This is a genomic window from Inquilinus sp. Marseille-Q2685 (genome assembly GCF_916619195.1).
In the GTDB taxonomy this organism is placed as follows: domain Bacteria; phylum Pseudomonadota; class Alphaproteobacteria; order DSM-16000; family Inquilinaceae; genus Inquilinus.
Genome location: NZ_CAKAKL010000005.1, coordinates 149139 through 175476, shown reverse-complemented (window position 1 = coordinate 175476; position 26338 = coordinate 149139). Strand labels below are relative to the sequence as shown.

General features: G+C 71.1%; 29 protein-coding genes. 10 read left to right on the top strand and 19 right to left on the bottom strand.

The window, feature by feature from the left end; genetic code table 11:
- Nucleotides 1–253 precede the first annotated feature (253 nt).
- From LG391_RS22990 to LG391_RS22980, 3 genes are all read left to right on the top strand, one after another.
- Nucleotides 254–1141, top strand: coding sequence for an MBL fold metallo-hydrolase (locus LG391_RS22990; protein WP_225770380.1), 888 nt, complete (start codon nt 254–256; stop codon nt 1139–1141).
- A gap of 124 nt (nt 1142–1265) precedes the next feature.
- Nucleotides 1266–2303 carry a hypothetical protein gene (locus tag LG391_RS22985; RefSeq protein ID WP_225770379.1) on the top strand — a complete coding sequence of 346 codons (1038 nt, stop codon included), beginning with the start codon at nt 1266–1268 and terminating at the stop codon, nt 2301–2303.
- A gap of 89 nt (nt 2304–2392) precedes the next feature.
- On the top strand, nt 2393–3652 hold the full coding sequence (locus LG391_RS22980) for a lytic murein transglycosylase (protein WP_225770378.1): 1260 nt from the start codon (nt 2393–2395) through the stop codon (nt 3650–3652).
- 39 nt (nt 3653–3691) lie between these two features.
- Here LG391_RS22980 and LG391_RS22975 read toward each other — a convergent pair whose 3' ends face one another.
- Nucleotides 3692–4579 (bottom strand): LysR substrate-binding domain-containing protein, encoded by an 888-nt coding sequence (locus LG391_RS22975; RefSeq protein ID WP_225770377.1) that lies wholly within the window; start codon nt 4577–4579, stop codon nt 3692–3694.
- A gap of 86 nt (nt 4580–4665) precedes the next feature.
- Between LG391_RS22975 and LG391_RS22970 the strand changes: the two genes are divergently transcribed.
- Entirely contained in the window at nt 4666–5583 is a 918-nt protein-coding gene (locus LG391_RS22970) for a DMT family transporter (protein WP_225770376.1), read from the top strand.
- On the opposite strand, the gene LG391_RS22965 is transcribed toward LG391_RS22970, so the two are convergent.
- The 9 genes from LG391_RS22965 to hisB all read right to left on the bottom strand — a co-directional run bounded on the left by LG391_RS22965 (nt 5580) and on the right by hisB (nt 13701).
- Nucleotides 5580–7538 carry an NAD(P)-binding protein gene (locus LG391_RS22965; protein ID WP_225770375.1) on the bottom strand — a complete coding sequence of 653 codons (1959 nt, stop codon included), beginning with the start codon at nt 7536–7538 and terminating at the stop codon, nt 5580–5582. The two genes, LG391_RS22970 and LG391_RS22965, sit on opposite strands and share 4 nt — an antisense overlap.
- A 75-nt stretch (nt 7539–7613) precedes the next feature.
- Complete coding sequence (locus LG391_RS22960; RefSeq protein WP_225770374.1) at nt 7614–9476, bottom strand: adenylate/guanylate cyclase domain-containing protein; 1863 nt, start codon at nt 9474–9476, stop codon at nt 7614–7616.
- Nucleotides 9473–9844: a histidine triad nucleotide-binding protein gene (locus LG391_RS22955; RefSeq protein ID WP_225770373.1), complete on the bottom strand. Its 372-nt coding sequence runs from the start codon at nt 9842–9844 to the stop codon at nt 9473–9475. The genes LG391_RS22960 and LG391_RS22955 overlap by 4 nt, the downstream gene beginning before the upstream one ends.
- A gap of 142 nt (nt 9845–9986) precedes the next feature.
- Complete coding sequence (locus LG391_RS22950; protein ID WP_225770372.1) at nt 9987–10319, bottom strand: phosphoribosyl-ATP diphosphatase; 333 nt, start codon at nt 10317–10319, stop codon at nt 9987–9989.
- Nucleotides 10316–11080, bottom strand: a complete 765-nt coding sequence (gene hisF / locus LG391_RS22945) for an imidazole glycerol phosphate synthase subunit HisF (RefSeq protein ID WP_225770371.1) — start codon at nt 11078–11080, stop codon at nt 10316–10318. The genes LG391_RS22950 and hisF overlap by 4 nt, the downstream gene beginning before the upstream one ends.
- Before the next feature lie 3 nt (nt 11081–11083).
- Nucleotides 11084–11827: a 1-(5-phosphoribosyl)-5-[(5-phosphoribosylamino)methylideneamino]imidazole-4-carboxamide isomerase gene (gene hisA / locus LG391_RS22940; protein WP_225770370.1), complete on the bottom strand. Its 744-nt coding sequence runs from the start codon at nt 11825–11827 to the stop codon at nt 11084–11086.
- Nucleotides 11824–12396 carry a GNAT family N-acetyltransferase gene (locus tag LG391_RS22935; protein ID WP_225770369.1) on the bottom strand — a complete coding sequence of 191 codons (573 nt, stop codon included), beginning with the start codon at nt 12394–12396 and terminating at the stop codon, nt 11824–11826. The genes hisA and LG391_RS22935 overlap by 4 nt, the downstream gene beginning before the upstream one ends.
- Nucleotides 12393–13031 carry an imidazole glycerol phosphate synthase subunit HisH gene (gene hisH, locus LG391_RS22930; protein ID WP_225770368.1) on the bottom strand — a complete coding sequence of 213 codons (639 nt, stop codon included), beginning with the start codon at nt 13029–13031 and terminating at the stop codon, nt 12393–12395. The genes LG391_RS22935 and hisH overlap by 4 nt, the downstream gene beginning before the upstream one ends.
- A 16-nt stretch (nt 13032–13047) precedes the next feature.
- Nucleotides 13048–13701, bottom strand: coding sequence for an imidazoleglycerol-phosphate dehydratase HisB (gene hisB, locus LG391_RS22925; protein ID WP_225770367.1), 654 nt, complete (start codon nt 13699–13701; stop codon nt 13048–13050).
- A gap of 162 nt (nt 13702–13863) precedes the next feature.
- Here hisB and hslV point away from each other — a divergent pair, with 162 nt between their 5' ends.
- The 3 genes from hslV to LG391_RS22910 all read left to right on the top strand — a co-directional run bounded on the left by hslV (nt 13864) and on the right by LG391_RS22910 (nt 16712).
- Nucleotides 13864–14412: an ATP-dependent protease subunit HslV gene (hslV, locus tag LG391_RS22920; protein WP_225770366.1), complete on the top strand. Its 549-nt coding sequence runs from the start codon at nt 13864–13866 to the stop codon at nt 14410–14412.
- A 46-nt stretch (nt 14413–14458) separates the two neighbouring features.
- Entirely contained in the window at nt 14459–15775 is a 1317-nt protein-coding gene (gene hslU, locus LG391_RS22915; protein ID WP_225770365.1) for an ATP-dependent protease ATPase subunit HslU, read from the top strand.
- Nucleotides 15776–15884: 109 nt separating this feature from the next.
- Nucleotides 15885–16712: an MBL fold metallo-hydrolase gene (locus tag LG391_RS22910; protein WP_225770364.1), complete on the top strand. Its 828-nt coding sequence runs from the start codon at nt 15885–15887 to the stop codon at nt 16710–16712.
- A gap of 138 nt (nt 16713–16850) precedes the next feature.
- Here LG391_RS22910 and LG391_RS22905 read toward each other — a convergent pair whose 3' ends face one another.
- Nucleotides 16851–18233: an esterase-like activity of phytase family protein gene (locus LG391_RS22905; RefSeq protein WP_225770363.1), complete on the bottom strand. Its 1383-nt coding sequence runs from the start codon at nt 18231–18233 to the stop codon at nt 16851–16853.
- 197 nt (nt 18234–18430) lie between these two features.
- On the bottom strand, nt 18431–19087 hold the full coding sequence (locus tag LG391_RS22900; protein WP_225770362.1) for an FMN-dependent NADH-azoreductase: 657 nt from the start codon (nt 19085–19087) through the stop codon (nt 18431–18433).
- Nucleotides 19088–19196: 109 nt separating this feature from the next.
- Between LG391_RS22900 and LG391_RS22895 the strand changes: the two genes are divergently transcribed.
- Entirely contained in the window at nt 19197–20087 is an 891-nt protein-coding gene (locus LG391_RS22895; protein ID WP_225770361.1) for a LysR substrate-binding domain-containing protein, read from the top strand.
- Between the two features lie 164 nt (nt 20088–20251).
- Here the strand turns inward: LG391_RS22895 and LG391_RS22890 are convergent, their stop codons facing one another.
- Nucleotides 20252–20647 carry a Smr/MutS family protein gene (locus LG391_RS22890; protein ID WP_225770360.1) on the bottom strand — a complete coding sequence of 132 codons (396 nt, stop codon included), beginning with the start codon at nt 20645–20647 and terminating at the stop codon, nt 20252–20254.
- Between the two features lie 256 nt (nt 20648–20903).
- Nucleotides 20904–21569 (bottom strand): Tim44/TimA family putative adaptor protein, encoded by a 666-nt coding sequence (locus LG391_RS22885; RefSeq protein WP_225770359.1) that lies wholly within the window; start codon nt 21567–21569, stop codon nt 20904–20906.
- Between the two features lie 202 nt (nt 21570–21771).
- Between LG391_RS22885 and LG391_RS22880 the strand changes: the two genes are divergently transcribed.
- Both LG391_RS22880 and secB read left to right on the top strand, forming a co-directional pair.
- Nucleotides 21772–22293, top strand: a complete 522-nt coding sequence (locus LG391_RS22880) for an FxsA family protein (RefSeq protein ID WP_225770358.1) — start codon at nt 21772–21774, stop codon at nt 22291–22293.
- A gap of 99 nt (nt 22294–22392) precedes the next feature.
- A complete protein-coding gene (gene secB, locus LG391_RS22875) occupies nt 22393–22890 on the top strand; it encodes a protein-export chaperone SecB (RefSeq protein WP_225770357.1) in 498 nt (165 codons plus the stop codon).
- A 97-nt stretch (nt 22891–22987) separates the two neighbouring features.
- Here secB and LG391_RS22870 read toward each other — a convergent pair whose 3' ends face one another.
- The 5 genes from LG391_RS22870 to LG391_RS22850 are packed head-to-tail and all read right to left on the bottom strand — an operon-like array spanning nt 22988 to nt 26325.
- The gene (locus tag LG391_RS22870) at nt 22988–23551 is read right to left on the bottom strand and encodes an ATP-binding protein (protein WP_225770356.1); all 564 of its coding nucleotides are present in this window, start codon (nt 23549–23551) and stop codon (nt 22988–22990) included.
- Complete coding sequence (dnaQ, locus tag LG391_RS22865; RefSeq protein ID WP_225770355.1) at nt 23548–24249, bottom strand: DNA polymerase III subunit epsilon; 702 nt, start codon at nt 24247–24249, stop codon at nt 23548–23550. The genes LG391_RS22870 and dnaQ overlap by 4 nt, the downstream gene beginning before the upstream one ends.
- The gene (gene coaE, locus LG391_RS22860; protein ID WP_225770354.1) at nt 24249–24875 is read right to left on the bottom strand and encodes a dephospho-CoA kinase; all 627 of its coding nucleotides are present in this window, start codon (nt 24873–24875) and stop codon (nt 24249–24251) included. Before coaE ends, dnaQ begins: the two co-directional genes overlap by 1 nt.
- Complete coding sequence (locus LG391_RS22855) at nt 24875–25732, bottom strand: shikimate dehydrogenase (protein ID WP_225770353.1); 858 nt, start codon at nt 25730–25732, stop codon at nt 24875–24877. Before LG391_RS22855 ends, coaE begins: the two co-directional genes overlap by 1 nt.
- Entirely contained in the window at nt 25729–26325 is a 597-nt protein-coding gene (locus tag LG391_RS22850; protein ID WP_225770352.1) for a nucleoside triphosphate pyrophosphatase, read from the bottom strand. Before LG391_RS22850 ends, LG391_RS22855 begins: the two co-directional genes overlap by 4 nt.
- Nucleotides 26326–26338 lie beyond the last annotated feature (13 nt).

The following is a 26338-nucleotide window of genomic DNA, read 5'->3' as shown; positions in this document are numbered from 1 at the left end:
TGTCTTTTGCATCTGCCCGGTCGCTTCGCTGCGTCATTTCGCGAAATTGGACGGAGATCAAATGTCAATCCTCGCAAGCTACCGCGCGATCCCATGAAATAGATCCGCGCCGCTTATTGTGTTATTGTTGTCGAGACGGGCTACAATTTGGAACTCTGCCCTTGGTGTTCATATCAGGTTGAAATTCCCTTTGGGGGATTATTTTGCCACCATGGCCGGAGAATCTTCCACGAGCATCCGCGAGCGATCAATCATGACACCGGCCGGCGCGCCGCCCGTCGTCCACGCCGTCTTCGACCCGCGGACCTGCAGCATGCAGTACGTCGTGGCCGATCCCGGGACCGGCGACTGCGCGATCATCGACCCCGTGCTGGACTTCGACCTGAAATCCGGCACCGTCTCGACCCGCAACGCGGACCTGATCCTCGACCATGTCGCGCGGTCCGGGCTGCGGGTCGCCTGGATCCTCGACACTCACCCGCATGCCGATCACTTCTCCGCGGCGGCCTATCTGAAGGAGAAGACCGGCGCGCCAACGGCGATCGGCAAGAAGGTCGCGGGCGTCCAGGCGCTGTGGCGCGAGATCTACAACCTGCCGGACCAGCCGGCCGACGGCTCGGGCTGGGACCGGCTGTTCCGCGACGGCGACCGATTCCGCATCGGGTCGCTGGAGGCGGAGGTAATGTTCTGCCCGGGCCACACGATGGCCTCGATCACCTACCTCGTCGGCGACGCCGCCTTCATCCACGACACCCTGTTCATGCCCGATGGCGGCACGGCCCGGGCCGACTTCCCCGGCGGCGACGCGCGCCAGCTCTGGGCCTCGATCCAGCGGATCCTGGCTCTGCCGGACGACACCCGCCTGTTCACCGGGCACGACTACCAGCCGGACGGGCGCGAGCCGCGCTGGCAGAGCACCGTCGCCGACCAGAAGGAGCGCAACATCCATGTCGCCGCGGTGTCGGAGGCCGAGTTCGTGGCGCTGCGCCGGGACCGCGACCGGACGCTGCCGCTGCCGGCGCTGATGCTGGCGGCGCTGCAGGTCAACATCCGCGGCGGCCGCCTGCCCGAGCCCGAGGGCGACGGCCGGCGCTACCTCAAGATCCCGCTCGACGCCTTCCCCGGCGCGCCGCAGGGGTGACCGGCCGGCCCGGCATGGGCTACCGCTTCAGAATGAGGGAACTTGCTGGCATGCTGCCGGGATGCCCCGCGTTCGGCGATACACCAGTCTGCTGACCGATCGAAAGAGCTCCGTCCTCCCGGAGGTGCTCCAGCAGCTCGTCCAGGAGATCTCCGCGAGACTCATTCGGAACGAGCCCATCAATGACGATGCCCGGCGCTTCAGCGAGATGACGGCCGCGGTGCTTCCGGCCGCCATCGCGAGCGCAGCGAGCGAAATCCCTCTGCTCGGCCGATTCTATTATCGGCAGCCGATCAGCCGGCGTTTCTGGCGGTCGGTCTCCCCCATCGGGATCGAGCGCGAGGCGTTGGACGCCACCCCTGGCCTGACTTGGCTCTACATCTTTCATGGCGACGGACGGCTGCGCGAAGCGGCTCTACACCGGATCGGCGATCCGCCGCCCACCGCCTTTCTGTTCGCCGCCCTCGCGTATCGCCTGAACGACTGGGCGGAGCCGGTGCGGATCGCCGCCCAGGCCTGCGCGCGGCGTGTCTTTCCTCGAACCCCGCCATCCGTTGTTGCGACCGCCGCCCTCTATCTCCTGACGCAAAGACAGCATTGGAAGCGCTGGGGTGCGGAAGCCGCCGCGCTCGACGTCGCCCTGTTCCGGCCGGATGTCGTGGACCAGCTCGCGTTGATCTTCCGGACCGAAGCCGCCGGCGCCCTAAGCAGCGCCATGAGACAGGCCCTGCGGTCGCCCGACATGGACCGACACCTCCCGGCCCTCCTCGAGACCGCGGTGCAACCGGCCATTCGGGCGATCGCCCTGCAGTCCCTGGTCGAGAGACGCGGGATCTGGCCGGTCGGCTTCAGGCAGGAATGGCTCGACAAGTCGCTGGGGCGCAGCCGGCGCGTCCTGGCGTTCGAGGAGCGGCCCATCGAGCACGCGGTCCCGCTGACCGATCTCGTCTCCGTCGGAGCGGCCGATCGGTCGGTCGTGGTCAGGAAGCTGGCCGCCGATGCTTTCATCAAGCATGCGGACGCGCTTGCGGGGCTGCAGGAGACGGCGAGCAGGATGCTGCACGATCCGTCGCCGGCCGTCCGGGAGCGCATGGATTTCTACATGCGCCGGACCAGGGGCGAGGTCGCCTGGACCGCGGCGGCGGCTACCAAGCCCTCCTAGTTGCGGCGCCCTTGCCGCCTTCCGGCCTTGATCTCCGGGCACTTTGCCGCGACGTTCACCGATTGATTCGGAAATCGCGGAGAAGGCCCATGTCGATGACCACGCGGATGGCGGTGCTGGCCGGGGTGGTGCTGCTGGCCGGCTGCCAGAGCTCGGGCCAGGGCCAGCCGGTGGTGCCGACCCCGACGCCCGGCGCCTCGGCGGCCTTCCCGGCCCAGTCCGAGGCGCAGGGATTCCAGCAATGGGTGGCGGCGTTCCGGGCCGAGGCCGCGGCGCGTGGCATCAGCCAGGCGACGCTGGCTACCGCCTTCGACACCGTGCAGTTCCTGCCCAGGGTGATCGATTCCGACCAGTCGCAGTCGGAATTCACCAAATCGGTCTGGACGTATCTCGACAGCGCCGTCTCGCCCGACCGCATCCGCAACGGCCAGGCGATGCTGGCGCAATGGTCCTCCACCGCCAATGCGGCGGAGCAGCGCTATGGCGTGCCGAAGGAGATCATCACCGCGATCTGGGGCATCGAGAGCAATTACGGCCAGAACTTCGGGTCGACCGAGGTGATCGACGCCCTGGCCACGCTGGGCTATGAGGGCCGCCGCCAGGACTGGGCCAAGGAGCAGCTGTTCGCCGCGCTGCAGATCCTGCAGCAGGGCGACATCAGCCGCGACCGCATGCTGGGCTCCTGGGCCGGCGCCATGGGCAACACCCAGTTCCTGCCCACGGTGTTCCTGAGCTCCGCCGTCGACGCCGATGGCGACGGCCGCCGCGACATCTGGGGCAGCATCCCCGACGTCATGGCCTCGACCGCCAACTACCTGGCCCAATCGGGCTGGCAGCGCGGCCAGCCCTGGGGCGTCGAGGTCACCCTGCCGCCCGGCTTCGACTATTCGGTGGCGGAGTTGAGCACCAGGCGGCCGGTGGCGCAATGGGCGGCGCTGGGCGTGAAGCCGGTCTCCGGCCGCAGCCTGCCGGCGCTGGGCGACGCTTCGGTGATCACCCCGGCGGGCGCCCGCGGCCCAGCCTTCCTGGTCGGCCCGAACTTCGGCGTCATCATGAAGTACAACAACTCCACCAGCTACGCGCTGGCGGTCGCCACGCTGTCCGACCGGCTGGCCGGCGGCGGGCCGATCGTCGGGTCCTGGCCGCGCGACGAACAGCCGCTGTCGCGCAGCGAGGTGATGGAGCTGCAGTCGCTGCTGGCGGCCCGGGGCTTCTCCACCGGCGGCAACCCGGACGGGCTGATCGGGCCGGCGACGCGCGGCGCGATCCGGGCCTGGCAGACCTCCAAGGGCCTGGTCCCGGACGGCTTCGCCACGACGACCCTGCTGCAGCAGGTGCGGGCGGGTTAGCCAATGCCGTAGGTTGGGTTCGCGTGCCGCGAACCCAACCTACATGGCCGCCAGGTCGATCATTCGCTGCATCAGCACCTGCACCGCCGGCCGGGCGCCGCCGGTGCGGGTCAGCAGGTGGTAGGCCAGCGGGCTCGGCGCCTCGTGCCCGCCCAGCCGTATCAGGCCGCCCGCCTCGACCGCGCGGTCGGAGAAGGGCGCCCGCGCCAGGGCGATGCCCAGCCCGGCCTGCGCCGCCGCCAGCACCAGCGTGTAGTCCTCGAAGCGCCGGTCCTGCGGCCGCGGCTTCAGCGTGATGCCGCAGGATCCGAACCAGGCGCGCCAGCCGGTCAGGTCGGAATCGTGCAGCAGCGGCGCCTGCAGCAGCCCCTCCGGCGACGGGCCGAACCGCCGCGCCAAGTCGGGACGGGCCACCGGATACAGCCGCTCGGGCAGCAGGCGGACGGCCTGGACGCCGGGCCAGGTGCCGGCGCCGTAGCGCACCGCCAGGTCGACCTCGCCGCCCTCGACATCGGCGTTGCGCCCCTCGACCGCGATCTCGACCCGCAGCGCCGGGTCGCCCTGCTCCAGCGCCGCCAGCCGCTCGAACAGCCAGAGCTTGGCGAAGCCCGGCACCACGCTGATCCGCACCACCTCCGGCCCGCGCCGGCGGCGCCAGCGCACCGCCGCCTCGTCGATCAGCCGGAACGCCGCCTCGACCCGCGACACGAAGCGCTGCCCGTCCGGGGTCGGGCGCACGCCGCGGCCGTGGCGCTCGAACAGGGCGGTGCCGAGCCAGGCCTCGACCGCGGCGACGCGCCGGCTGACCGCGCCATGGGTCAGGCCCAGCGCCTCGGCCGCCGCGCTGAAGGAATCGTGGCGGGCGACGACGCAGACGGTGTCGAGGCTGTCGAGCGGCGGGCGCTGTGGCGGCGAGCTGTGATCCATGCACACAGCTCGCGCTCGATCGGTGCCCTATGTCAACAACCCGGCCGGTGCCAGAACGGAAGCCTGCGTCGACCGAGGTGCCCTCCGTGTCCAGCCGAGCCCCCCTGGCCCCCTATGCCGCCGTGGCCGTCACCGTCCTGTCCTGGGCTGCGGCCTTCCCGGCGATCCGCCTGGCGCTGCGCGAGCTGCAGCCGGTGCCGCTGGCCGCCGCCCGCTTCGCCGTGGCGGCGCTGCTGGTGCTGGGCTGGCTGGCTTGGCGCCGGCCGCAGCGACCGGCGCTGCCCGACCTGCTGCGCTTCGCCCTGTGCGGGCTGATCGGCATCGCCGCCTACAACATCCTGCTGAACACCGGTCAGCGGACCGTCGCGGCCGGCGCCGCCAGCTTCATCGTCAACACCGCGCCGATCCTGACCGCGCTGCTGGCCCGGCTGGCGCTGGGCGAGCGCTTCGGCGCCCGCGGCTGGGCCGGCACGCTGGTCAGCTTCGCCGGGATCGCGCTGATCGCCTCGGCCCAGCCCGGCGGCTTGGCCTTCGGCGCCGGCGCCAGCCTGGTGCTGGGGTCGGCGCTGTGCATGGCCTGCTACGTCGTGCTGCAGAAGCCGCTGGTGGCGCGGCACGGCGCCCTGGCCTGCACGGCCTGGACGCTGCTGGCCGGCGCGCTGTGGCTGTCGCCCTGGCTGCCCGACGCCGCGGGCGAACTGCCGCAGGCCGGCGCAGCCACGGTCGCGACTGTGATCGGGCTCGGCGTGCTGCCGGCGGCGATCGGCTATGCCACCTGGACCACTGCGCTGGGCCATTTCGGCGCGGCGCGGGCGACCAACTTCCTCTACCTGGTGCCGCCGGTCGCGACCGCGATCGCCGTGCCATTGCTGGGCGAGACGCCGGGGCCGCAGACCCTGCTGGGCGGCGCCGTCGCCATCGCCGGAGTGGTCCTGGTCAATACCAGAGGACGGGCGGGATCGGCTTCGGCCGAGCCGCCGGCGCCGCGGCGCGTGCCCTCCTAGAGAAGCCCAAGCTGGTCGCGCGGCGGGCCGGGGAAGTCGGCGAAGGCCGGGGCGCCGTCGGGCGTGCCCAGCAGCTCGCGCACCGCCCGGGTGGCCTGGTCGATCGCCGAATGGACATAGGCATAAGCGCCGGAATCGGCGTTGGCGATCGCGACCCGGCCCCAGGGCTTGCGCGCCGCCACGATCGGCAGCGGGCCGTCCGGCCAGAAGGCATCCCAGGGCCGCATGTACTCATAGGCGTAGCCATGCGACCAGCGGTTCGCAGTGATCGCCTCGATGTCGCGCGCCGGGTCGAAGCCGCCGTCGGACAGGGCCCGGCCCAGCAGATCGCGGATCTGCCGCTCCATCTCCTCGAAGGTCAGCTGGGTCAGCTGGATGCGCCCGGCCAGGGACTGTTCGCGCGAGGACAGGCCGGGCTGCAGCGGGATCTTGCTGAGATGCAGCAGCACCGGGTCCTCCGGCGTGTCGGCGAAGCTGTAGCCGCCCATGCTGACTGGGAAGTCGATCTCCGCCCCCGACCAGAAATGGCCCGGCGCCTCGAAGCCGTCGATGCCGAGCTTCGAGAAGGCGGTCCAGTTGCGGATCAGCACATTGGTGTAGATCAGCGGCACCTTCTGCTGATCGCGCAGCGCCTCGATCTGCGCGGGCGGCAGCTCGTCGGTCAGGAACGGGATCACCCGGTGCCAGCAGGCCAGCACCACATGGCCGGCCTCGACCGTGCGCAGCCTGCCGTTCTGGACGTAGGACACCTCGACCGACTTGGCGGAGGCCGGATCGCCCCGGTGCTTTACCTTCACCACGGTGGAGCTGAGCCGGATCCGCACCGGCTGGCCGTCGACATCCAGCTGGCCGTAATCGGCCCGGGCGAGAACCAGATCCTCCATGGTATTGCCGGGGATGGCGGCCGGGATCAGCGACCGCACCAGCGCCCGGGCGACCCCGGCGTTGCCGTCCGGGAAGTGGTAGATGTAGTCGTCCGGGTCGGTGCGGGCCAGGCGGCCGCTGGGGCTCATGGTCCGATAGGCCCCGTCGCCCAGATCCATGCCGTCGAAGCCGGGATTGCCGTTGGCCCAGGCATCGACGCAGGTGACCGCGTCGATGCCGGCGCCGAAATAGGCCTCGGTCGAACCCTGGAAATAGGCGACCAGCTGCGGATCGGCCTTGACCAGATCGGTCAGGAACTGAGCGTAGGTGGTCTTCGACAGCCGGTCCAGCTTCTCCGCCCGCGACAGGCTCGGCAGGTAGTCGGCCGGCGAGTCGACCAGGGCGATCAGGTCCTGCTTGGCCTTGTCGGTCAACGGCGTCTGCGGCACCCAGTCGGCGGCGGCCTCGGCCTCCTTCACCAGCGCGTCGGCGCCGAACACCTCCTTCGGGAAGAACACGGCGCGGCCGAGGCCGCGCGCCTCGGCCCAGCCCTGGTCGTAATACTGCTCGAACCGCTTCGGCTCGATTCCGATATCGGCCAACAGCGCGTTCACCGCCGGGCTGAAATAGCTGGGGGTCTGCAGCGACTGCGACCCGCCATAGCCGAGGATCGTGCGGCCGCTCGCGCTGGTGAACTCGTTGCGCTTGGCGTGGCCGCCGAAATCGTCATGCGGCTCGATCACCAGGATCTTCGCATCCGCCCCAGCCTGCTGGCGGTACAGCACCGCGGCGGCGAGGCCGGAGATGCCGCCGCCGACCACCACCAGGTCGTAGCGCTCGCCGGTCGGCTCCGGCGCCCCGGCCTTGTCCCAGAAGGTGCCGTCGCGCACCGAGTGCATGACGGCGTAGGAGCCTTCGTGATGGCCGCGCAGGCCGGTTAGCTTCGGCGGATAGGCGGCCGGTCCGGCGGCGAAGGCGCTGCGCGCGAAAGGCCCGCCCAGCGCCGCCGCGCCCACGGTCAGGGCGACGCCGTCGAGAAAATCGCGCCGGCTGATCGGCCGGCCCATTCCCAGATCGCGATCGGATGACATGGTTGTTCCCCCTCCCTGGCTGGGTCCGATTCAGGGGGACCAAGGTGGCGGAATTGCGGTGCGAAGCGGGACGGATCAAGCCGCCGGCTTGATCCCGATCAGCCGAAAGATCTCTACCTCGCCGTTGCGGCCGCGGACCCGGCGCGGGCCCAGGCTCTCCATCTCGAATTCCGGGCCCAGCAGCGCCGCGGTCTCGGCGCTGATCAGGATCGTCGTCTCCTCGTCGCGCGACAGCACCTTGCCCAGCTGCTCCAGCCGGTTGCCGATGTTCACCGTGTCGCCGACGATGGTGTAGTTGGTCCGGCCCGGCGCGCCGATGTTGCCGACCACCACCGGGCCGCTGTGCAGGCCGATGCGCAGCTTCAGCCGCGGCCGGCCGGCAGCGGCACGGCGGTCGTTCTCGGCCTGCATCCCCGCGGCGATGGCCAGCGCCGCCCGGGCCGCCCGCGGCGCATGGTCCTTCAGCTTCTCCGGCGCGCCCCAGAACGCCATCAGGCAGTCGCCGATGAACTTGTCGATGGTGCCGGATTCGGCCTCGACGCAGCGCGCCAGCATGGCGAAATGCTCGTTCAGATAGGCCGCGATCCGCGCCGCCGGCAGCCGCTCCGCCGCCGCGCTGAAATTGGCGATGTCGGTGAACATCACCGTCATGATCCGCTCGATCGAGACCACGTCCTCGCCGTCGCCCTTGACGATCAGGCGGCGGACCAGGCTTTTCGGCACATAGGTCTCCAGCCAGCGCAGCCCCACCAGCATGGTGTTGAAGGCCTGGGCGCCCTCGTTCAGTTCCTTGAACACGCTGCCGGGCAGCGGCTTCAGCTGGCTGAACTCCAGCGTCCCCACCGCCCGCGCCTGGTCGGAGAAGGCGCGCACCGGCCGCGCGATCATGCGGCCGACGAAGACGCCGACGATGATCGCCAGCACCATCACCGCCAGGCCCGCCAGGCCGGCGCGGATCACCCGCCAGACCTCCGCGCCGATCGCGTCGCCCGGCACATGGATGCCGAGGATCAGCTGGGTCGGGCCGAAGCCGTAGATGGTGCGGTAGAGGAAGATCTCATCCTGGTCGCCGATCTGGACCTCGCGGATCCGCACCCGCGGATTGCGCACGGTGACCGGCGCCCCCTTGGTCCACAGCGCCGCGAGCAGGTCGTCGCCGACCTGGTCGAGCCGCGGCAGAGGCTCCTCCACCGAGGCCGGCGGCGGGTCGGCGGCCATGCGCGGATGGGCCAGGACCCGATCCTCGCCGTAGAGGATGAAGGGCACCTGCGACGGGTCGCTGGACACCCGCGCCAGGAACTTCGACAGGTCCTGCACCGTGACCACGGCGAACAGCACGCCGACCAGCTGGCCGTTCCGCCGCACCGGCTGGCGCAGGTTCATCACCGTCGCGTGCGGCCCGTCCCGCAGATACAGGATCTCGCCCCAATAGGCGTCGACCTTGCCGGCCGCCTCGGCCAGCGCCTCGTGGCTCTGCTCGGTCTCGTTTTGCTGGTCGAAGGTCTCGTAATTGCCGTCCTGCTGGCGGGTGACGCCGCGGATGCGCGCATCCTCGGTCAGATAGGCGATCGAGCGCACCTGCGGCGAAGCCGCCAGCGCGCCGGTGAGCATGGCCGAGAACTGCCCCGTGTCGCCGGGGTCGAGCCGCCCCTGCTGCAGCAGCAGGGCGAGGTTGCCCAGCTCGTTCGACACCGGCTCGAGATGCTGGCGCAGCTGCGCCTCGACCGAGGCCACGCCGATCTCGGCCTGGTTGGTCAGCAGGTCGAAGGTGGTGCGCGCCGCCGTGGTCCAGTAGATCGCGAGCACCGCCGCGACCGCGATCGCCACCAGGCCGCCGATGGCGACCGCGAGCGTCCGGGCCAGGGTGACGGTGCGCCGGCGCGGCCTGCCGGAACGGCTGGCCGGCGCCGAGGCCTCGGCGGAGACCGGCAGGGTCATGGGGCGATGGCGGGATCCAGCATGCGGCCGAGCGGCCGGCCGCCGAAGATGTGGATGTGCAGGTGCGGCACCTCCTGGTGCCCGTCGCCGCCGATATTCGACAGGATGCGGTAGCCGGGCGCGGCCAGGCCGAGGTCACGGGCGACCCGGCCGACCGCCCGGGTCAGGGCCGCGATCTCCGCATCGCTGGCGCGCTCCGAGAAATCGTCCATCGAGACATAGGCGCCCTTGGGGATGACCAGGACATGCACCGGCGCCTTCGGACCGATGTCGTGGAAGGCCAGGACGTGGTCGTCCTCATAGACCTTCCTGCATGGCAGCTCGCCGCGCAGGATGCGGGCGAAGACGTTGTTCGGATCATAGGCCATCGGTCGTCCTCTCCACGGTCTTCGCTGATGGATGATGACACATGCTGCTGAATCGGGGCGAAATTCAGCCGCCATCCAGCGACGCTTGTCATGCCGGCGGCGACGTGTTGTCGCGGCCCCTGTCCCGCACGGGCGGGCGCGGTCACTCCGTCGGCCGCGCCGCCTTCTCGGCGATGCCGCTGGTGCCCTCCCGCGCCTCCAGCACCGCCCAGACCGCTTCCGGCGCCACCCCGGCATCGGCCCACAGCACCAGCAGGTGGTAGAGCAGGTCGGCGCTCTCCGCGGCGATCGCGTCGGGGTCGCCGCGCATCGCCTCGATCACCGTCTCGACCGCCTCCTCGCCCAGCTTCTGGGCGATCTTCGGCCGGCCGCGGGCGAACAGCTTGGCGGTGTAGCTGGAGGCGGGGTCCGCGCCCCGCCGCGACCGGATTACGGCCGCGAGCCGGTCCAGCACCCGGGCGTCGACCGTGCTCATGCCGCCATCCGCACCGGCAGCCCGGCCTCGGCCAGGTGCCGCTTGGCCTGGGCGATCGAATAGGTGCCGAAATGGAAGATCGAGGCGGCCAGCAGCCCCGTCGCGCCGCCGACCAGCGCCCCGTCGGCCAGATGCTGCAGCGTGCCGACGCCGCCCGAGGCGATCACCGGGATGCCGACCACCTTGCGGATCGCCTTGAGCAGATCGAGGTCGAAGCCCTCCTTGGTGCCGTCGCGGTCCATCGAGGTCACCAGCAGCTCGCCGGCGCCGGCCTGGGCCATCCGGTCGGCCCAGCCGACCGCGTCGATGCCGGTGCCCTTGCGGCCGCCATGGGTGAAGATCTCCCACTTCCCCGGCGACACCTGCTTGGCGTCGATCGCCACCACCACGCATTGCCGGCCGAACTTGACCGCGGCCTCGGTCACCAGCTCCGGCCGGGCCACGGCGGCGGAGTTGATCGACACCTTGTCGGCCCCGGCCAGAAGCAGAGCCCGCACGTCGTCGACGCTGCGCACGCCGCCGCCCACGGTCAGCGGCATGAACACCTGCTCGGCGGTGCGGCGGACCACGTCGAACAGCACGCCGCGATTCTCGTTGGTCGCGGCGATGTCGAGATAGACCAGCTCGTCCGCGCCCTCGCGGTCATAGTGCCGGGCCTGCTCCACCGGGTCCCCGGCGTCGACCAGGTTCTCGAAGTTGACGCCCTTGACCACCCTTCCGTCCTTGACGTCGAGGCAGGGGATGACCCGGACCTTGAGCATGCCTCAGGCCTCCACCGGCACCGGACCGGACAGGATGGCCAGCGCCTGCTTCGGGTCGATCCGGCCGTCATAGAGGGCGCGGCCGCAGATCACCCCGGCGATGCCCGACTTCTCCTCGCGCTTGATCACCCTGAGGTCGTCGAGCGAGGAGGCGCCGCCCGAGGCGATCACCGGCGTGGTCAGGGCGAAGGCCAGGTCGGCCGTGGCCTCGACGTTCAGCCCGCCCATCGCGCCGTCGCGGTTGATGTCGGTGTAGATGATCGCGGCGACCCCGGAATCCTCGAAGCGCAGCGCCAGATCCAGCGCCTTGACGGTCGAGGTCTTGACCCAGCCCTCGATGGCGACGAAGCCTTCCCGCGCATCGATGCCGACGGCGATCCGGCCCGGCCAGCGGCGGCAGGCCTCGCGCACCAGCTCCGGGTCGCGCACCGCGACCGTGCCCAGCACCACCCGGGCGACGCCGCGTTCGAGCCAGAACTCGATCCGCTCCAGGTCGCGGATGCCGCCGCCCAGCTGCACCGGCAGCGAGGTGGCCTTGAGGATGCCGCCGATCGCCTCGGCATTCACCGGGTGTCCGGCGATGGCGCCGTTCAGGTCGACCACATGGATCCAGCTGAAGCCCTGCTCGGCGAAGGCCTTGGCCTGTTCCGCGGGATCCAGGTTGAACACCGTGGCTTCGCTCATCTCGCCGCGGACGAGACGGACACAGTGGCCGTCCTTCAGATCGATGGCCGGATAGAGGATCATGGCGTCGGGTCCAGCCCCGCCTCGGTCAGCGGGATCAGCGGTTTGTGGAAGTAGCAGCCGCCGATCAGGCGGCCGTTCACGCGGGCATAATACGGGTTCGTCGCCCAGCGGACGAATCCCAAGCGTCCGAACAGGTGGATCGCCGCGGTCTGGGTCTCGCGCACGTCCAGGGTCAGCAGGCGGTAGCCGCGCGCCCGCGCCTCGGCCTCCGCCGCCTCGGCCAGCATCCGCGCCAGCCCGTGGCCGCGGGCCCAGGGGGCGACGAACATGCCGGTGACGCCGGCGGCGAAGGACTGCGCCTCGTTGTTCGCCGGCGGCTCCACCAGCTGGATGGCGCCGGCGATGACCTCGTCCAGCCGGCCCACGAACAGGTGCCGGCCCGGCATCACCACCACGCCGCCCCAGTAGCGCTCCATGGTCTCGCGCGGCGGCGGCTTGACCCAGCCGAAGCCGCCGCCTTCGAGGATGGCGAGCTCGGCCGCGTCGCAGAGATCGTGCAGGTCGCTGCTGCGGAACCGCTCGAGCCGGCCGACCGACACTGCGGGCACGGAGGCGGCCGTGTCGGTCATGGCGTCCAGGTCACGAAATTGCCGAGCAGCCTGAGGCCGGCGGCCTGGCTCTTCTCCGGGTGGAACTGCACGCCGATCCAGTTGTCGCACCCGACCGCGGCGGTCTGCGGCCCGCCGTAATCGACCGTCGCCAGCACCTCGGCCGGGTCGGCCGGCACCATGACGTAGGAATGGGCGAAATAGACGTCCTGGCCGGCCAGCCCGTCCAGCACCGGATGCTCCTCCTCCACCGCCAGGCTGTTCCAGCCCATCTGCGGCACCACGAGATCCGGGTCGGCCGGGGCCAGCGGCACCACGGCGCCGTGGATCCAGTCGAGGCCGAGGAAGTCGCCATGCTCGTGGCCGACGCCGGCCATCACCTGCATGCCGACGCAGATGCCGAGGAACGGGACGCCGGCCTTCTTCACCCGTTCGTCCAGCACCTCGCGCATCCCCGGCAGGGCGCCCAGCGCCTGGCTGCAGTCACCGAAGGCGCCGACGCCCGGCAGCACCAGCCGGTCGGCCCGGCGCACCACCTCGGCATCGGCGGTGACGATGATCTCCTGCGCCGCCCCGCGCTCCGCCGCGGCGCGTTCCAGCGCCTTGGCGGCCGAGCGGAGATTGCCGGAGCCGTAGTCGATCACGGCGATGGCCATTGCGGGAGTCCCGGGGCTAGAGGGAACCGCCCAGCGTGCCCTTGGTCGAGGGCACGGCGTCCGGGCGGCGGCTGTCGATCTCGGTCGCGGCGCGCAGGGCCCGCGCCAGCGCCTTGAAGCAGCTTTCGACGATGTGGTGGTTGTTCTCGCCATACAGGTTGGCGACGTGCAGCGTCAGCCCGGCGTTCTGGGCAAAGGCGTGGAACCATTCGCGGAACAGCTCGGTGTCCATCTCGCCCAGCTTGTCGCGGGTGAAGCGGACGTCCCATACCAGGTACGGCCGGGCCGAGATGTCGACGGCGACGCGGGACAGCGCCTCGTCCATCGGCACATGCGCCTCGCCGTAGCGCTGGATGCCGCGGCGGTCGCCCAGCGCCTTGGCGAAGGCCTGGCCGAGGGTGATGCCGACATCCTCGGTGGTGTGGTGGAAGTCGATATGGAGGTCGCCCTCGGCCCGCACCGTGATGTCGAACAGGCCGTGCCGGGCCAGCTGGTCCAGCATGTGGTCGAGGAAGCCGACACCGGTCTGGATGTCGGAGCGGCCGGTGCCGTCGAGATCGACCGTGGCGCTGATCCGCGTCTCGCGGGTGGCGCGATCGATGGTGGCGGAGCGCGTTGGGGCCGAGCGGGTGGCCGCCGTCTGGCTGGGTTTCACAGGGGTTCCGTCCATGGCCCAGGTGTCTTATCAGGAAGCCCGGCGCATCGCCAGAGAAGGAGCCATGCCCGGAGGGCAGGGAACGGTCGCCGAGACTTGATCCCCCCGCCGGATGGCCCAATCTAGGCGGTGCGGGCCGGACGGCCCGTTCCAACTCCAGCGTTTCCGGATTTCTGCATGTCGTCTTCCGAGAGTGCCGCCTGGCACGGCACCACCATCCTCGCCGTGCGCAAGAACGGCCATGTCGTCATCGCCGGCGACGGCCAGGTCACCGCCGGCAACACCGTGATGAAGGGCACCGCCCGCAAGGTGCGGCGCCTGGGCGACGGCAGCGTCATCGCCGGCTTCGCCGGGGCCACCGCCGACGCCATGGCGCTGTTCGAGCGGCTCGAGGCCAAGCTGGAGAAGCATCCCGGCCAGCTGGCCCGCGCCTGCGTCGAGCTGGCCAAGGACTGGCGCACCGACCGCTACCTGCGCCGGCTGGAGGCGATGATGGCGGTGTGCGACCGCCAGGTCTCGCTGATCCTGACCGGCACCGGCGACGTGCTGGAGCCCGACGACGGGCTGATCGGCATCGGCTCCGGCGGGCCCTTCGCCCTGGCCGCCGCCCGGGCCTATATGGAGCACCCGGAATTCGACGCCGAGACCATCGCGCGCAAGGCGATGAAGATCGCCGGCGACATCTGCATCTACACCAACCACAACATCACGCTGGAAAGCCTGTGATCGCGGCCCTGCCCGCCGACCGACCCGAGGCCGCGAAGGACCCAAGATGACCGACACCGCCAATTTCAGCCCGCGCGAGATCGTCTCCGAGCTCGACCGCTTCATCGTCGGCCAGCACGACGCCAAGCGCGCCGTCGCCATTGCGCTGCGCAACCGCTGGCGCCGCCAGCAGCTGCCCGAGGCGCTGCGCGAGGAGGTGCTGCCGAAGAACATCCTGATGATCGGCCCGACCGGCGTCGGCAAGACCGAGATCGCGCGCCGCCTGGCGAAGCTGGCCAACGCGCCGTTCCTGAAGGTCGAGGCCACCAAGTTCACCGAGGTCGGCTATGTCGGCCGCGATGTCGAGCAGATCGTCCGCGATCTCTTGGAGATCGCGATCAAGATGACCCGCGACACGCTGCGCAAGGAGGTCGCGGCCAAGGCCGAGATCCGCGCCGAGGAGCGGGTGCTGGACGCGCTGGTGGGCGAGAGCGCCTCGGCCGAGACCCGGCAGAAGTTCCGCAAGATGCTGCGCGAGGGCCAGCTGAACGACCGCGAGATCGAGATCCAGGTCGCCGACACCGGGGGCGGGCTGCCGACCTTCGACATCCCGGGCATGCCGGGCGCCCAGATGGGGATGCTCAACCTCAACGACGTGTTCGGCAAGGCCTTCGGCACCCGCACCAAGCCGCGCCGCATGACGGTGCAGGAAAGCCACGCCGTGCTGATGGCGGAGGAGTCGGACAAGCTGCTGGACCAGGAGAAGGTGACCGCCGAGGCGATCCACCTGGTCGAGCAGAACGGCATCGTGTTCCTGGACGAGATCGACAAGATCACGGCGCGGTCGGAGCGGCAGGGCGCCGATGTCAGCCGCGAGGGCGTGCAGCGCGACCTGCTGCCGCTGATCGAGGGCACCCAGGTGGCGACCAAGCACGGCACGGTGCGCACCGACCACATCCTGTTCATCGCCTCGGGCGCCTTCCAGCTGGCCAAGCCGTCCGCCCTGCTGCCGGAGCTGCAGGGCCGCCTGCCGATCCGGGTCGAGCTGCAGCCCCTGTCGCGCGACGATTTCCGCCGCATCCTGACCGAACCGGAGCACAGCCTGATCAAGCAGTACAAGGCGCTGCTGGGCACCGAGGAGGTGACGCTGGACTTCGCCGAGGACGCGATCGATGCGCTGGCCGACCTGGCGGCGGAGATCAACCGGTCGGTCGAGAACATCGGCGCCCGCCGGCTGCACACGGTGCTGGAGCGGCTGCTGGACGAGGTCAGCTTCACCGCCTCCGACCGCTCCGGCGAGACGGTGCGGATCGATGCCGACTACGTCCGCGACCGCGTCGGCGTGCTGACCAAGAACGCCGATCTGAGCAAGTTCATCCTGTAATAGCAGACCACCGGTCTCGGCACCTTCCGCTCCGTCGTCGCCCGGCTACCCTGGCGATGATGGGGCGAGCCCGGGCGGGCAGACAGCCCCTCCGCCGCGAGGAACCGACATGTCCGCTGCTGCCAGGCGCTTCGGCCGTTATGACCTGACCGTGCTGCTCGACGGCATTTTTGAGGCCCCGAAGACCGTGCTGATCCATGCCGCCGGCGAGGACGCCAGCCGGCGCCTGATCGACGGCTGGCCCGGCGACAAGATCAGCATCGACGTGAACTGCTATCTGCTGCGGGGAGAGAACGGGGTCTCGCTGATCGATGCCGGCACGGGCGACCATTGGGGCCCGGCGCTCGGCAAGGCGCGCGCGGCCCTGGCCGCGGCGGGGGTGCAGCCCGAACAGGTCGACCGCGTGCTGCTGACCCATCCGCACGGCGACCACGCGCTCGGCCTGCTCGACGGCGACCAGGCCTGGCTGCCGCGGGCCGAGATCCTGTTCCCGGAAGGGGATTTCGCCTTCTTCAGTGATCCGGCCAAGGCCGAGACCTTTCCGCCGAACCGGCGCGGCAACTTCAAGGCCGTCGCCACCCTGACCCAGGCCTATGCCGGCCGCATCCGGACCATCGCGCCAGGGCCGGTGGACGGCATGCCGGGCGTCGAAGCCGTGCCGCTGCCCGGCCACACGCCCGGGCAGAGCGGCTATCTGATCGGCGAAGGCCGCGACGCCCTGCTGATCTGGGCCGATGCCATCCATCTCGGCGCACCCCAGATCGAGGACCCGGAGGTCGGCCTGACCTACGACCTCGACCCGGCGCTGGCGGTTCAGACCCGGCGGTCCCTGCTGGAGCAGGCGGCCACGCATGGCTGGCGGGTCACCGGCAGCCATGTCAGCCCGATCGGCCGGATCGAGGCGGGCGACCGGGGCTGGCGCTTCGTCGAGGGCTGAGCTCCGCCAACCCCCGCCTCCCTTCCTGTCATGCCCGGGCTTGACCTGGGCATCCAGGGACTATCGATGCCGCTCCGGGTGGCCCCTGGATCGCCGGGTCAAGCCCGGCGATGACAGAGGGGGATTGCGGAGCACCGCTTACTTCGCGTTCAGCAGTTCGGTGACCTTGAGCAGCACGAACTCCTCGTCGTCCTGCCGGTCGACCGCGCGGCCGGAGGAGAAGGGCAGGTTGTTGTCGTTGGCGACGATGATGTGGTCGGCGTCGACTCGCGCGACGTTCTCGATCGTCACGAAGGGGAAGCTCAGCACCCCGTCATGCCCGCCCTGGCGCGCCTTGTGGTCGGGGTCCTGGATCGCCAGCAGGTCGATCGAGCCGATCTTGCGCAGGAAACCGTCGGCGTCCGCATCGGCCAGGTCGACCAGGAAGACGCGCTTGAACCTGGCCGGGGTGGCGAAGCAGCCCGGCTTCGGCGCGCCCTGGCAGGCCTTGGCCGTATCGCCCTCGCCCTGGTCGCGCTCGATGATCAGGCCCCGGGTGCCGCCGATCAGGTTGAAGTCGCCGATCGAGTTGCCGTTGGCCTCGAGCCGGTACTTCCACGACTTGCCGGTGTAGCTCTTCGATGCGACGTCGAACTCGAGCACGCGGAGCACCTCATGGCCCTGGGCGTCGGTTTCCGGTGCGCCCTTGGCCGCGTTCCACAGCCCGCCTTCGAGCAGCGGGTACAGGGTCTTGCCGTCCTCCGACGCCGCCATGCCCTCGAAGCCCTTGCTGCGGCGCGATTCGAACGCCACCGGGCCGGGGGCGCCCGGCATGGTGATGTAGGGATTGTCGGGCGAGCGCACCGGCTTGCCGTCGACCGTGGTGTCGACGACGGTCAGCACCCGGCCGGCCGCGTCGGTCTCGATCAGGAAGGGGCCCAGCTCGTCGCCGAACCAGTAATGGTCGCCGGCCATCTGCACCGATTCGATGTCGAAATCGGCGCCGGTCAGATAGCGCTCCTTCGTCGCCTCGGTGACGATGCGGAACGGCACCTTCCTGTCCGGGTCGCTGAGGAACAGTGTGTTCAGCACCGAGACCCGCCCGGTCTGCCAGTCCGGCTTCACCCGGTGCACCATCAGCATCGCGTCCGGCGAGTTCGCCTTGGACCCGAAGCCGTTGTCGGTGATGATGACATATTCGCCGTTGCCGACCGGCTTGATGCCGCTGAAGCCCTGCACCGCCTGGCCGACGAAGGGGAACAGCACCCCGGTCTCGCGCACCGCGTCCTTGCTGCCGGTGGTGCCCACGGTGCTGAACGGCCGGTCGATCCGGGCCAGGGTCGGGCCGGCGAACTTGCCGGAGGTGGCGAACATCGCCGGCGCGTCGGCCGGCGGCGCCGCGAAGGTCATCGCCTGCAGCACGGCATGGCCGGCCAGCACCGCCGGATAGCTCTGCGGAGCCGGGTCGTCGGCGGCCAGGGCGCCGGCGGCGGACAGGGCCAGGACCAGCAGGGACGCGGCGGCGCTGCGGAACGGAAGCATGGATCCCCCTCTCGAACGGAAAGCGGCGAGAGAGTGGGGTTGGCCGATGACGGCCGGATGACAGCTGAGTGAAAGTCTCGGGTCGCCGGGAAGCTTCCAGTTTCCCCCAAACTGTCATGCCCGGGCTTGACCCGGGCATCCAGAGGCTGTCGAGACTTTCTGGATTGCCGGGTCAAGCCCGGCAATGACAATCAGAGTCAGGCAGCCACGGCCTCCGCCATCATCCGCGCCACCAGCCGGTCGATCTCCGCCTCCGCCGCCTGCAGCGACTGCCGGATCCGCTCGTCGGCGAACTCATCGTATTCCGCCGCGATCGACACCGTGTCGGTGATGCCGATGTAGCGGAACACCGTCTGAAGATGCGGCTCGACGTGGTTGAGGCCGGCGATGCGCCCGCCCGGGTCGTATCCCCAGTCGCCGCGGGCGCCGAGCAGCACCGCGCGCTTGCCCGACAGCATCGGCCAGTAGGGCTCGCCCGGCCGGCTGCGGTCGAAGCCGAAGGGGCGGCCGACCCGGACGATGTTGTCGACCCAGGCCTTCATCTGCGCCGGCAGGCCGAAATTGTACATCGGCACGCCGGCGACGATCAGGTCCGCGCGCTCCAGCTCGTCCACCAGCGCGTCGCTGACCGCCAGGGTCGCGCGCATCTCCGGCGTCCGCCGCTCCGGCTTGGTGAAGGCGGCGGCGATCCAGGCCTCGGTCACCGGGGGCGGCGGCTCCAGCCCGACATCGCGGCGGATCACCGTGTCGTCCGGCCGGCGGGCCAGCCAGGCCTCGATGAAACGGGCGGACAGGCGGCGCGTGTGAGAGCGGCCAAGGCGGGCGCTGGAATCGATGTGCAGGATCGTGGTCATGGCTGAGCTCTGTACTGTTTCCGGCCCAGGAGATGTGCGCTTTCCGGCTTGCAGACAAAGGCAAATCCCTCATCTTATGGCTGAGGTCAATTCATCTGTATGGACCGCCATGCGCCGCCTTCCTCCGCTCGCCGCCCTGCGCGCCTTCGAGGCCGCCGCCCGCCATCTCAGCTTCAAGCGCGCCGCCGAGGAGCTGCTGGTGACACCGACGGCCGTGAGCCACCAGATCCGCCTGCTGGAGGAGACGATGGGGCTGCGGCTGTTCGAGCGGCGGACCCGGCAGGTGGTGATGACCGAGGCGGCGCAGCGCCTGTACCCGGTGCTGCGCGACGGTTTCGACGCCTTCGCCCGCGCCATCGACGGGCTGTCCGCCAAGGCCCGGCCGAGCACCGTGCCCCTGCCCGCCCCCCGCGCCTTCCCCGCCCGCCTCTTGGTGCCGCGCGTCGCGTCGTTCCAGGAGCGGCGGCCGGACGTCACCCTGCGCCTGCTGGCGGCGGACGAGCCGGTGGACCTGGCCGCCGGCACCGCCGACCTGGCCATCCGCTACGGCGGCGGCGCGTATCCGGGGCTGCGGTCGGAGTTGCTGGGCACCGACCGGCTGGCGCCGGTGGCGCACCCCTCCCTCGGCCTGACCGCGCCGGAGCAGCTGGCGCAGCACCGGCTCATCCATTTCGAGTGGCGCGTGCCGCATCCGGAGAAGCCGTCCTGGCCGCGCTGGTTCGCCGCCGCCGGGCTGCCGGAGCGCGCCGCCTCGGCCCTGCACTACACCGACGAGAGCCACGCCATCCAGGCGGTGGCGGCCGGCCACGGCGTCGGCCTCCTGAGCCTGACCCTGGTGGCGGCGGAGTTGGCGGCCGGGACGCTGGTGCAGCCCTTCGGTCCGGTGATCGAAGGCATGGGCTTCCACCTGGTCCGACGCCCGGGCCCGGAGAGCGAAGCTGTGGCGGCGGTGCGGGAGTGGATCCTGGCGGAGTTCGGGACGATCAGTCGCGCCGGCTGACCCACGGCTTGCCGGCTTTGCGATCGATTTTCGGTTCCTTCCCCGTCATGGCGAGGCGCGCAGCGCCGTGGCCATCCAGGGATCGGTGCCGCTGGATGGCCACGCCCCTTCGGGGCTTGCCATGACAAGTGAATGTTTCGGCCGTTACCGTCGATCCGAACCGCCTACCCCTCCCGCCGCCGCTTGAGCACGATGTAGAGCGCGCCGGAGCCGCCGTCGCGGGGATGGGCCGGGGTGATGGCCAGGATCTTGTCGCGCAGCGGCGGTTCGTTCAGCCACAGCGGCACGTTGGCGCGCAGCACGCTGTCGCCGTTCGAGAAGCTGCCCTTGCCGGTGATCACCAGCAGCGTCTTCTTGCCCGCCCGCTGGGCCGAGGCGACGAAGCCGATCAGCGCGTCATGCGCCTCGACCTGGCGCATGCCGTGCAGGTCGAGCCGGCCCTCGATCCCCTCCTTGCCGCGGCGCAGCCGGTCGGCGCGGTGGCCGTCGATGCCGGTCAGGTCGCCGCTGCGCAGCCGCTTCGGCGCCGCCGGCGGGACGGCCGGCTTCGGCGCGGCCACGGCAGGCCGCTGGCCGGGCGGCGCCGGGCGCGGCGGCGGCGGGGATGGCGCGGGGTCAGGCGGAGGCGGCGGAGGCAGGGGATCGCGCGGCCGCAGCGGCACGACGTCCTGCATCACGAGACGCCAGAGGCGGCGCTCTTCCTCGCTCGGTTTGCGGGTCTTGGCCATGCCGGATCAGCGGTCGGCATCCTCGGCCGAACGGCCGCGGCCCGGACAGGGCCGGGCCGGACGGGTCAGGAGCGACGGCATCGGCGGGTCAGTGGGATTCGCGGGTCTCGACCAGCGCCCAGTTCGGGTCGGTGGCGCGAGTGTTGCGGGCGAAGGTCCAGATGTCGGTGACCTCGACCGTCTGGTCCGGGCTGCCCTCGATCACCTTGCCGTCGGCGTCGCGCAGCACGCTCTTCTGGCGCGAGGCGAGGCGCACGGTGACGAAGGCGGTGCGCCCGTCCATCCGGGCGTCGACGATCTCGGCGCGGTCGACCGATTCCACCGTCTCCTCCAGCACATGGCCGGCGGCCAGGCGGTCGCGGATCGCCCCGCTGAATTCGTCATACAGCTCGTCGGACAGGAGCGGGCGCAGCGTCGCGGTGTCGCCGCGGGCGAAGGCCTCGACGATCATCTTGAAGGCGGCGCGGGCGCCGCCGAGGAAGCTGCTTTCGCTGAAGCTGCGGTCGGCGATCTTGATCTGGGTCAGGCCGCCGGCCGGGCTGGAATCGCCGTTGCCGGCGGCACGCGGCCGCTCCGGCATGCTGACGACATTGTCGGGCGAGCGCGCCTCGGGCCGCGCCGGCTGCTGGGCGATCGGGTTCGGCCGCCGCTGCTCCGTCCCCGTCCGCCGGCCGAGCACGCTGCGCAGCCGCAGGATCAGGAACCCGGCGATCACCGCCAGAACCAGGATATCGAGGAAAGAGCCTTCGCCCATCGCTCCCTTCACTTGTCGCGCGCCCGTGCCGGCGCCGAATGCATCGCTCTGGACCCGGGCGCCGCGCGACACTACCTCTTGGTCGGCCCGTCCGGATGAAGCGAACCTTCGGCGGACGGCCGCCCGGGCCAGGATGCGCGGTCAGGAACGACGCCTGCCCCCGACAGATAGGCTGCCGCCCCCCAAACGGCAAGGGAAACCGATGCCCCTCCTCGCCCTGCTGCTTCTTGTCCCGGTCCTGGCCGAGATCACGGTGTTCATCGTGGTCGGCCGCTGGATCGGCGTGCTCGCCACCCTGGCGCTGTTCATCGCGATCGGCGTGATCGGCTCGCTGCTCTTGAAGCGGCAGGGGATGCGGGCGCTGCGCGAGATGCAGGCGGCGCTGGCCCGCGGCGAGCCGCCGGCCGAGCCGGTGGCGCATGCCGCCCCGCTGGTGCTGGCCGCGCTGCTGCTGGTCTTCCCCGGCTTCCCCAGCGACCTGATGGCGCTGCCGCTGCTGGTGCCGACGGTGCGGCGGATGGTCATTCGCTGGCTCGGCGTCCAGGCCAAGCGGCGCGGCGGCTTCACCGTCTGGCCCGGCGGGCGCAGCCCCGCCGGGGGCACGGTAATCGACGCCGACTACACCGAGGTGAAGCCCGAGGGCGGCCGCGACCCGTCGCTGCCGCGGATCGAGGATTCGCGCTGGGGCGGTCCCGACCAAGGCGACGGCCGCCGGCCGTCCTGACGGCTGGTCCTGCCCGGTTGTGGCCGCCACGAGTTCCGTGCTAGCGAGACCCCCGTCTTTCGCCGGCCAGCACAGCCAGAGTTTCCAGGGAGATTTTTCATGTCGGACGACAACCAGCAGCCCGACGCCGCCCAGCAGTTGCAGCCCTCGCTGCAGATCTCGGCGCAGTACGTCAAGGACCTGTCCTTCGAGAACCCGAACGCGCCGCGCAGCCTGACCCAGCAGGCGACGCCGCCGCAGGTGACGGTCAATGTCGACGTCCGCACCCAGCAGCTGGCCGAGAACGCCTTCGAGGTGGTGCTGCACATCAAGGCCGAGGCCAAGACCGGCGACGCCGCCACCTTCCTGTGCGAGCTGAGCTATGGCGGCGTGGTCGCCCTGGCGAATGTGACCAAGGAGCAGACGGCGCCGCTGCTGCTGATCGAGGCGCCGCGCCTCCTGTTCCCCTTCGCCCGGTCGGTGATCGCCGAGGCGACACGCAACGGCGGCTTCCCGCCGCTGCTGATCCAGCCGATCGACTTCACCGAGCTGTTCCGCCGCCAGCTGGCCGCCCTGCGCGCCCGCTCCGAGGCCGAGGGCCAGCCGAGCGTGAACTGAGGGGCTCCGCCCCTCCCTGTCATTGCCGGGCTTGACCCGGCAATCCAGAGAGCGTCGAGACCTTCTGGATGCCCGGGTCAAGCCCGGGCATGACAGTTTATGGGGCTGGATTTCGCGGCGACGGCGGCAGCCCGTCCAGATAGGCCACGATCCGGTCCGCCGCCCGCTCCGGCGCGAGGCGGGTGTTGTCGACGACCATCCAATCCTCGGCGTCATCGACGATCAGGTGGTACTCGCTGCGCCAAGCGATCAGAGGCTCCGGATCCGTCAGCTTGCGGTTGTCGGCGCGGCCGGCACCGCTGATGCGGACGACGTTCTCGTCGAGATCGCAGTCCAGCGTCACGGCGACCAATCGGTCCCCGCGGCTGGCCGCGAGATCCTTGATCCGGCCCCAGGCCTCGACGTCGCGGGGCGTCTCTCGCAGGAAGGCGTTGGTCATCACCAGGACCGCGTCCGGCGGCAGGACGCGGATGCGCTCATAGGCCAGATCCCGCACCTGCCCGTACAACGACCAGTACGCATCGGTGCCGCGGTCGCAGAGGGCGGCCGCCACATTGTGCAGCGTATGGTTGTCGAGCAGCCTGGCCCCGAGCTTCCGGGCAAGCACCCGCGCCACCGTCAGCTTTCCCGCCCCGGGCCAGCCGTTCAAATGGATGATCACGCGGCGCCCTTTTCGGCCGCCTCGGCCTCCTTCAGCCAGAGCGGGTCGGTCAGGCCCTTGATGAAGGCGAGATGGGCCGCCAGCTCCGCCTCGGTCGGCGCGTGCGGCCGGGCCGGGCGGGCGACGCGTTCGACCACCACCGTGGTCTCGGTGACCTCGACCGTGGTGGTGATGGCGAGCCCGGGCTCGCGGCCACCGCACATCTCCAGCCAGACCTCGGCCAGCAGCTGGGCGTCGAGCAGCGCCCCGTGCAGCGTGCGGCCGGAATTGTCGATGCCGAAGCGGCGGCACAGCGCGTCGAGCGAGGCCTGGGCGCCGGGCCAGCGCCGCCGGGCCAGCGCCACCGTGTCGATCGCCCGCGCCATCGGGATCGGCGGCAGGCCGAGCCGCCCGAGCTCCGCATTCAGGAAGCCCATGTCGAACTCGGCGTTGTGGATGACCAGCTTGGCGTCGCCGATGAAGTCGAGGAAGCCGCCCGCCACCTCGGCGAAGACCGGCTTGTCGGCCAGGAACTCGTCGGTCAGCCCGTGCACCCGCTGGGCCTCCATCGGCACCGGCCGCTCGGGGTTGATGTAGACGTGGTAATGCGCCCCGGTGGGCACATGGTTGATCATCTCGACCCCGCCGATCTCGACCAGGCGGTCGCCGCCCATCGCATGCAGGCCGGTGGTCTCGGTGTCCAGGACGATCTCGCGCATCACACCACCTTCAATGAGGGCCGCCAGCGCCGTCCCGGCCGGGCCAGAACCTGCCGGCGCAGCGCCCGCAGGGCCAGCCGCGTCGGCCGGCGGCCGAGGCCGGTCGGCACCACATGATCCGCCCGCCGCCGCTTCTCGCGGTCGGGCATCTGCGCCGCCAGGATCGCGGCGAACTTCTCCCGGGTCATCCCCGGCCGGGCCAGCACCCGCTGCCGCTGCAGCAGGCGCGGCGCGCTGACCACCGCGACGGCGTCGCAGAAGCGCTCGCCGCCGGTCTCGAACAGCAGCGGGATGTCCAGCACCACCAGCTTGTCGCCGCGCCGCCCGGCCTGCTGCAGGAACCGGCGCATGCGGCGGCGCACCAGCGGGTGCAGGATGGCCCCGAGCCGGCGCAGCGCCTCGGGCCTGCCGAACACCAAGGCGCCCAGCGCCTTGCGGTCGACCGCGCCGCCGTGCACCGCCTCCGGGAACGCCTTCGCCACCGCCGGCACCGCGGCGCCGCCCCGGCGCAGCAGGTCGTGCACCGCGGCGTCGGCGTCGTGCACGGCGATGCCGTCGCGCCGGAACATCGCCGCGGCGGTCGACTTGCCCATGCCGATCGAGCCGGTGAGGCCCAGGATCCGCATCAACCGCCCCCCAGCACCGCGGAGCGGAGGGCGGCATCGACCGTCGGCGCCACGCCGAACCAGGCCTCGAAGCCCGGCCGGGCCTGGTGCAGCAGCATGCCGAGGCCATCCACCACGGGGTTGCCGCGCGCCCGCGCCACGGCCAGCAGCGGCGTCTCCAGCGGCGCATAGACGATGTCGTTGACCAGCGCGTCCGCCGGCAGCGCGTCGAGCGGCATGTCCAGCGCCGGCCGGCCGACCATGCCCTCGGTCGTGGTGTTGACCAGCAGGGCGGCGCCGTCCAGCGCCGCGGCGCGGTCGGCCCAATCGACAACCGTGATCGGGCCGCCCAGCTCCGCCGCCCCCAATTCTGCTGCCAACTTCTCGGCCCGGGCCCGGGTGCGGTTGGCCAGGCGGATCTCCGGCGCGCCGGCATCGGCCAAGGCGACGATCACCGCCCGGGCCGCGCCGCCGGCGCCCACCACCACCGCCGGGCCGCTTCCCGCCGACCAGCCGGGCGCGCCGGCCTGGAGGTTGGCCAGGAAGCCGAAGCCGTCGGTGTTGGTGCCGAACAGGCTGCCATCCTCGCGTACCACGATGGTGTTCACCGCGGCGATACGCCGGGCCGGCGGGTCGAGCTCGTCGACCAGCGCCATCGCCGCCTCCTTGTGCGGCACGGTGACGTTGCAGCCGCGGAAGCCCAGGGCGGCCAGGCCGCGCAAGGCCGCCTCCAGCCGCTCGGGCGGCACCGCCATCGGCACATAGGCGCCGTCGATGGCGTAGCGGGCCAGCCAGTGGCCGTGCAGCTGCGGCGAGCGGGAATGCCCGATCGGCCAGCCGATCACCCCGGCCAGGCGGCCCTTCGCGGTCAAGGTCACGACGGCAGCACCCCGTGGTCTCGCAGGAAGCCGAGCAGCGGCAGCAGCGGCAGGCCCAGCACGGTGAAATGGTCGCCCTCGACCTTGGCGAAGAGCTGCGCCCCGAGGCCCTCCAGCTGGTAGCCGCCGACCGAGGACAGCACCGCGTCGCCGACGGCGTCGAGATAGGATTCGAGGAAGACGTGGCTGAAGGACCGCATGGTCAGCTTCGCCCGGTCGGTCGCGTGCCACACCCGCTGGCCGTCGCGCACCGCGACCGCAGTCGAGGTCAGGGTGTGGGTGCGGCCGCGCAGCGCCAGCAGCTGGTCGCGGGCCGCCGCGCGGTCGGCCGGCTTGTCGTACCAGACGCCGTCGCAATCCAGCATCTGGTCGGCGCCGATCACCAGATCGCCGGCGAAGCGGCGCGAGACGCGCTGCGCCTTCAGCACCGCCAGCGCCTCGGCGACATCGGCCGGGGTCGCGCCCTCGGCCTGCATCGACGCCTTGACCTCGGCCTCGTCCACTGCGGCCGGGCTGGGAATGACAGGGACGCCGGCGGCGGCGAGCATGGCCCGCCGCGTGGCGCTGCCGGAGGCGAGGATCACCCGGGTCACGGTCGGAGCTCCC

Bases quoted from the DNA above. Each gene is read 5' to 3' on its own strand.
- LG391_RS22990 (WP_225770380.1), top strand. From the start codon at position 254: ATGACACCGGCCGGCGCGCCGCCCGTCGTCCACGCCGTCTTCGACCCG.
- LG391_RS22980 (WP_225770378.1), top strand. From the start codon at position 2,393: ATGTCGATGACCACGCGGATGGCGGTGCTGGCCGGGGTGGTGCTGCTG.
- LG391_RS22975 (WP_225770377.1), bottom strand. From the start codon at position 4,579: ATGGATCACAGCTCGCCGCCACAGCGCCCGCCGCTCGACAGCCTCGAC.
- LG391_RS22965 (WP_225770375.1), bottom strand. From the start codon at position 7,538: ATGTCATCCGATCGCGATCTGGGAATGGGCCGGCCGATCAGCCGGCGC.
- LG391_RS22960 (WP_225770374.1), bottom strand. From the start codon at position 9,476: ATGACCCTGCCGGTCTCCGCCGAGGCCTCGGCGCCGGCCAGCCGTTCC.
- LG391_RS22955 (WP_225770373.1), bottom strand. From the start codon at position 9,844: ATGGCCTATGATCCGAACAACGTCTTCGCCCGCATCCTGCGCGGCGAG.
- LG391_RS22950 (WP_225770372.1), bottom strand. From the start codon at position 10,319: ATGAGCACGGTCGACGCCCGGGTGCTGGACCGGCTCGCGGCCGTAATC.
- hisF (WP_225770371.1), bottom strand. From the start codon at position 11,080: ATGCTCAAGGTCCGGGTCATCCCCTGCCTCGACGTCAAGGACGGAAGG.
- hisA (WP_225770370.1), bottom strand. From the start codon at position 11,827: ATGATCCTCTATCCGGCCATCGATCTGAAGGACGGCCACTGTGTCCGT.
- LG391_RS22935 (WP_225770369.1), bottom strand. From the start codon at position 12,396: ATGACCGACACGGCCGCCTCCGTGCCCGCAGTGTCGGTCGGCCGGCTC.
- hisH (WP_225770368.1), bottom strand. From the start codon at position 13,031: ATGGCCATCGCCGTGATCGACTACGGCTCCGGCAATCTCCGCTCGGCC.
- hisB (WP_225770367.1), bottom strand. From the start codon at position 13,701: ATGGACGGAACCCCTGTGAAACCCAGCCAGACGGCGGCCACCCGCTCG.
- hslV (WP_225770366.1), top strand. From the start codon at position 13,864: ATGTCGTCTTCCGAGAGTGCCGCCTGGCACGGCACCACCATCCTCGCC.
- hslU (WP_225770365.1), top strand. From the start codon at position 14,459: ATGACCGACACCGCCAATTTCAGCCCGCGCGAGATCGTCTCCGAGCTC.
- LG391_RS22910 (WP_225770364.1), top strand. From the start codon at position 15,885: ATGTCCGCTGCTGCCAGGCGCTTCGGCCGTTATGACCTGACCGTGCTG.
- LG391_RS22905 (WP_225770363.1), bottom strand. From the start codon at position 18,233: ATGCTTCCGTTCCGCAGCGCCGCCGCGTCCCTGCTGGTCCTGGCCCTG.
- LG391_RS22900 (WP_225770362.1), bottom strand. From the start codon at position 19,087: ATGACCACGATCCTGCACATCGATTCCAGCGCCCGCCTTGGCCGCTCT.
- LG391_RS22895 (WP_225770361.1), top strand. From the start codon at position 19,197: ATGCGCCGCCTTCCTCCGCTCGCCGCCCTGCGCGCCTTCGAGGCCGCC.
- LG391_RS22885 (WP_225770359.1), bottom strand. From the start codon at position 21,569: ATGGGCGAAGGCTCTTTCCTCGATATCCTGGTTCTGGCGGTGATCGCC.
- LG391_RS22880 (WP_225770358.1), top strand. From the start codon at position 21,772: ATGCCCCTCCTCGCCCTGCTGCTTCTTGTCCCGGTCCTGGCCGAGATC.
- secB (WP_225770357.1), top strand. From the start codon at position 22,393: ATGTCGGACGACAACCAGCAGCCCGACGCCGCCCAGCAGTTGCAGCCC.
- dnaQ (WP_225770355.1), bottom strand. From the start codon at position 24,249: ATGCGCGAGATCGTCCTGGACACCGAGACCACCGGCCTGCATGCGATG.
- coaE (WP_225770354.1), bottom strand. From the start codon at position 24,875: ATGCGGATCCTGGGCCTCACCGGCTCGATCGGCATGGGCAAGTCGACC.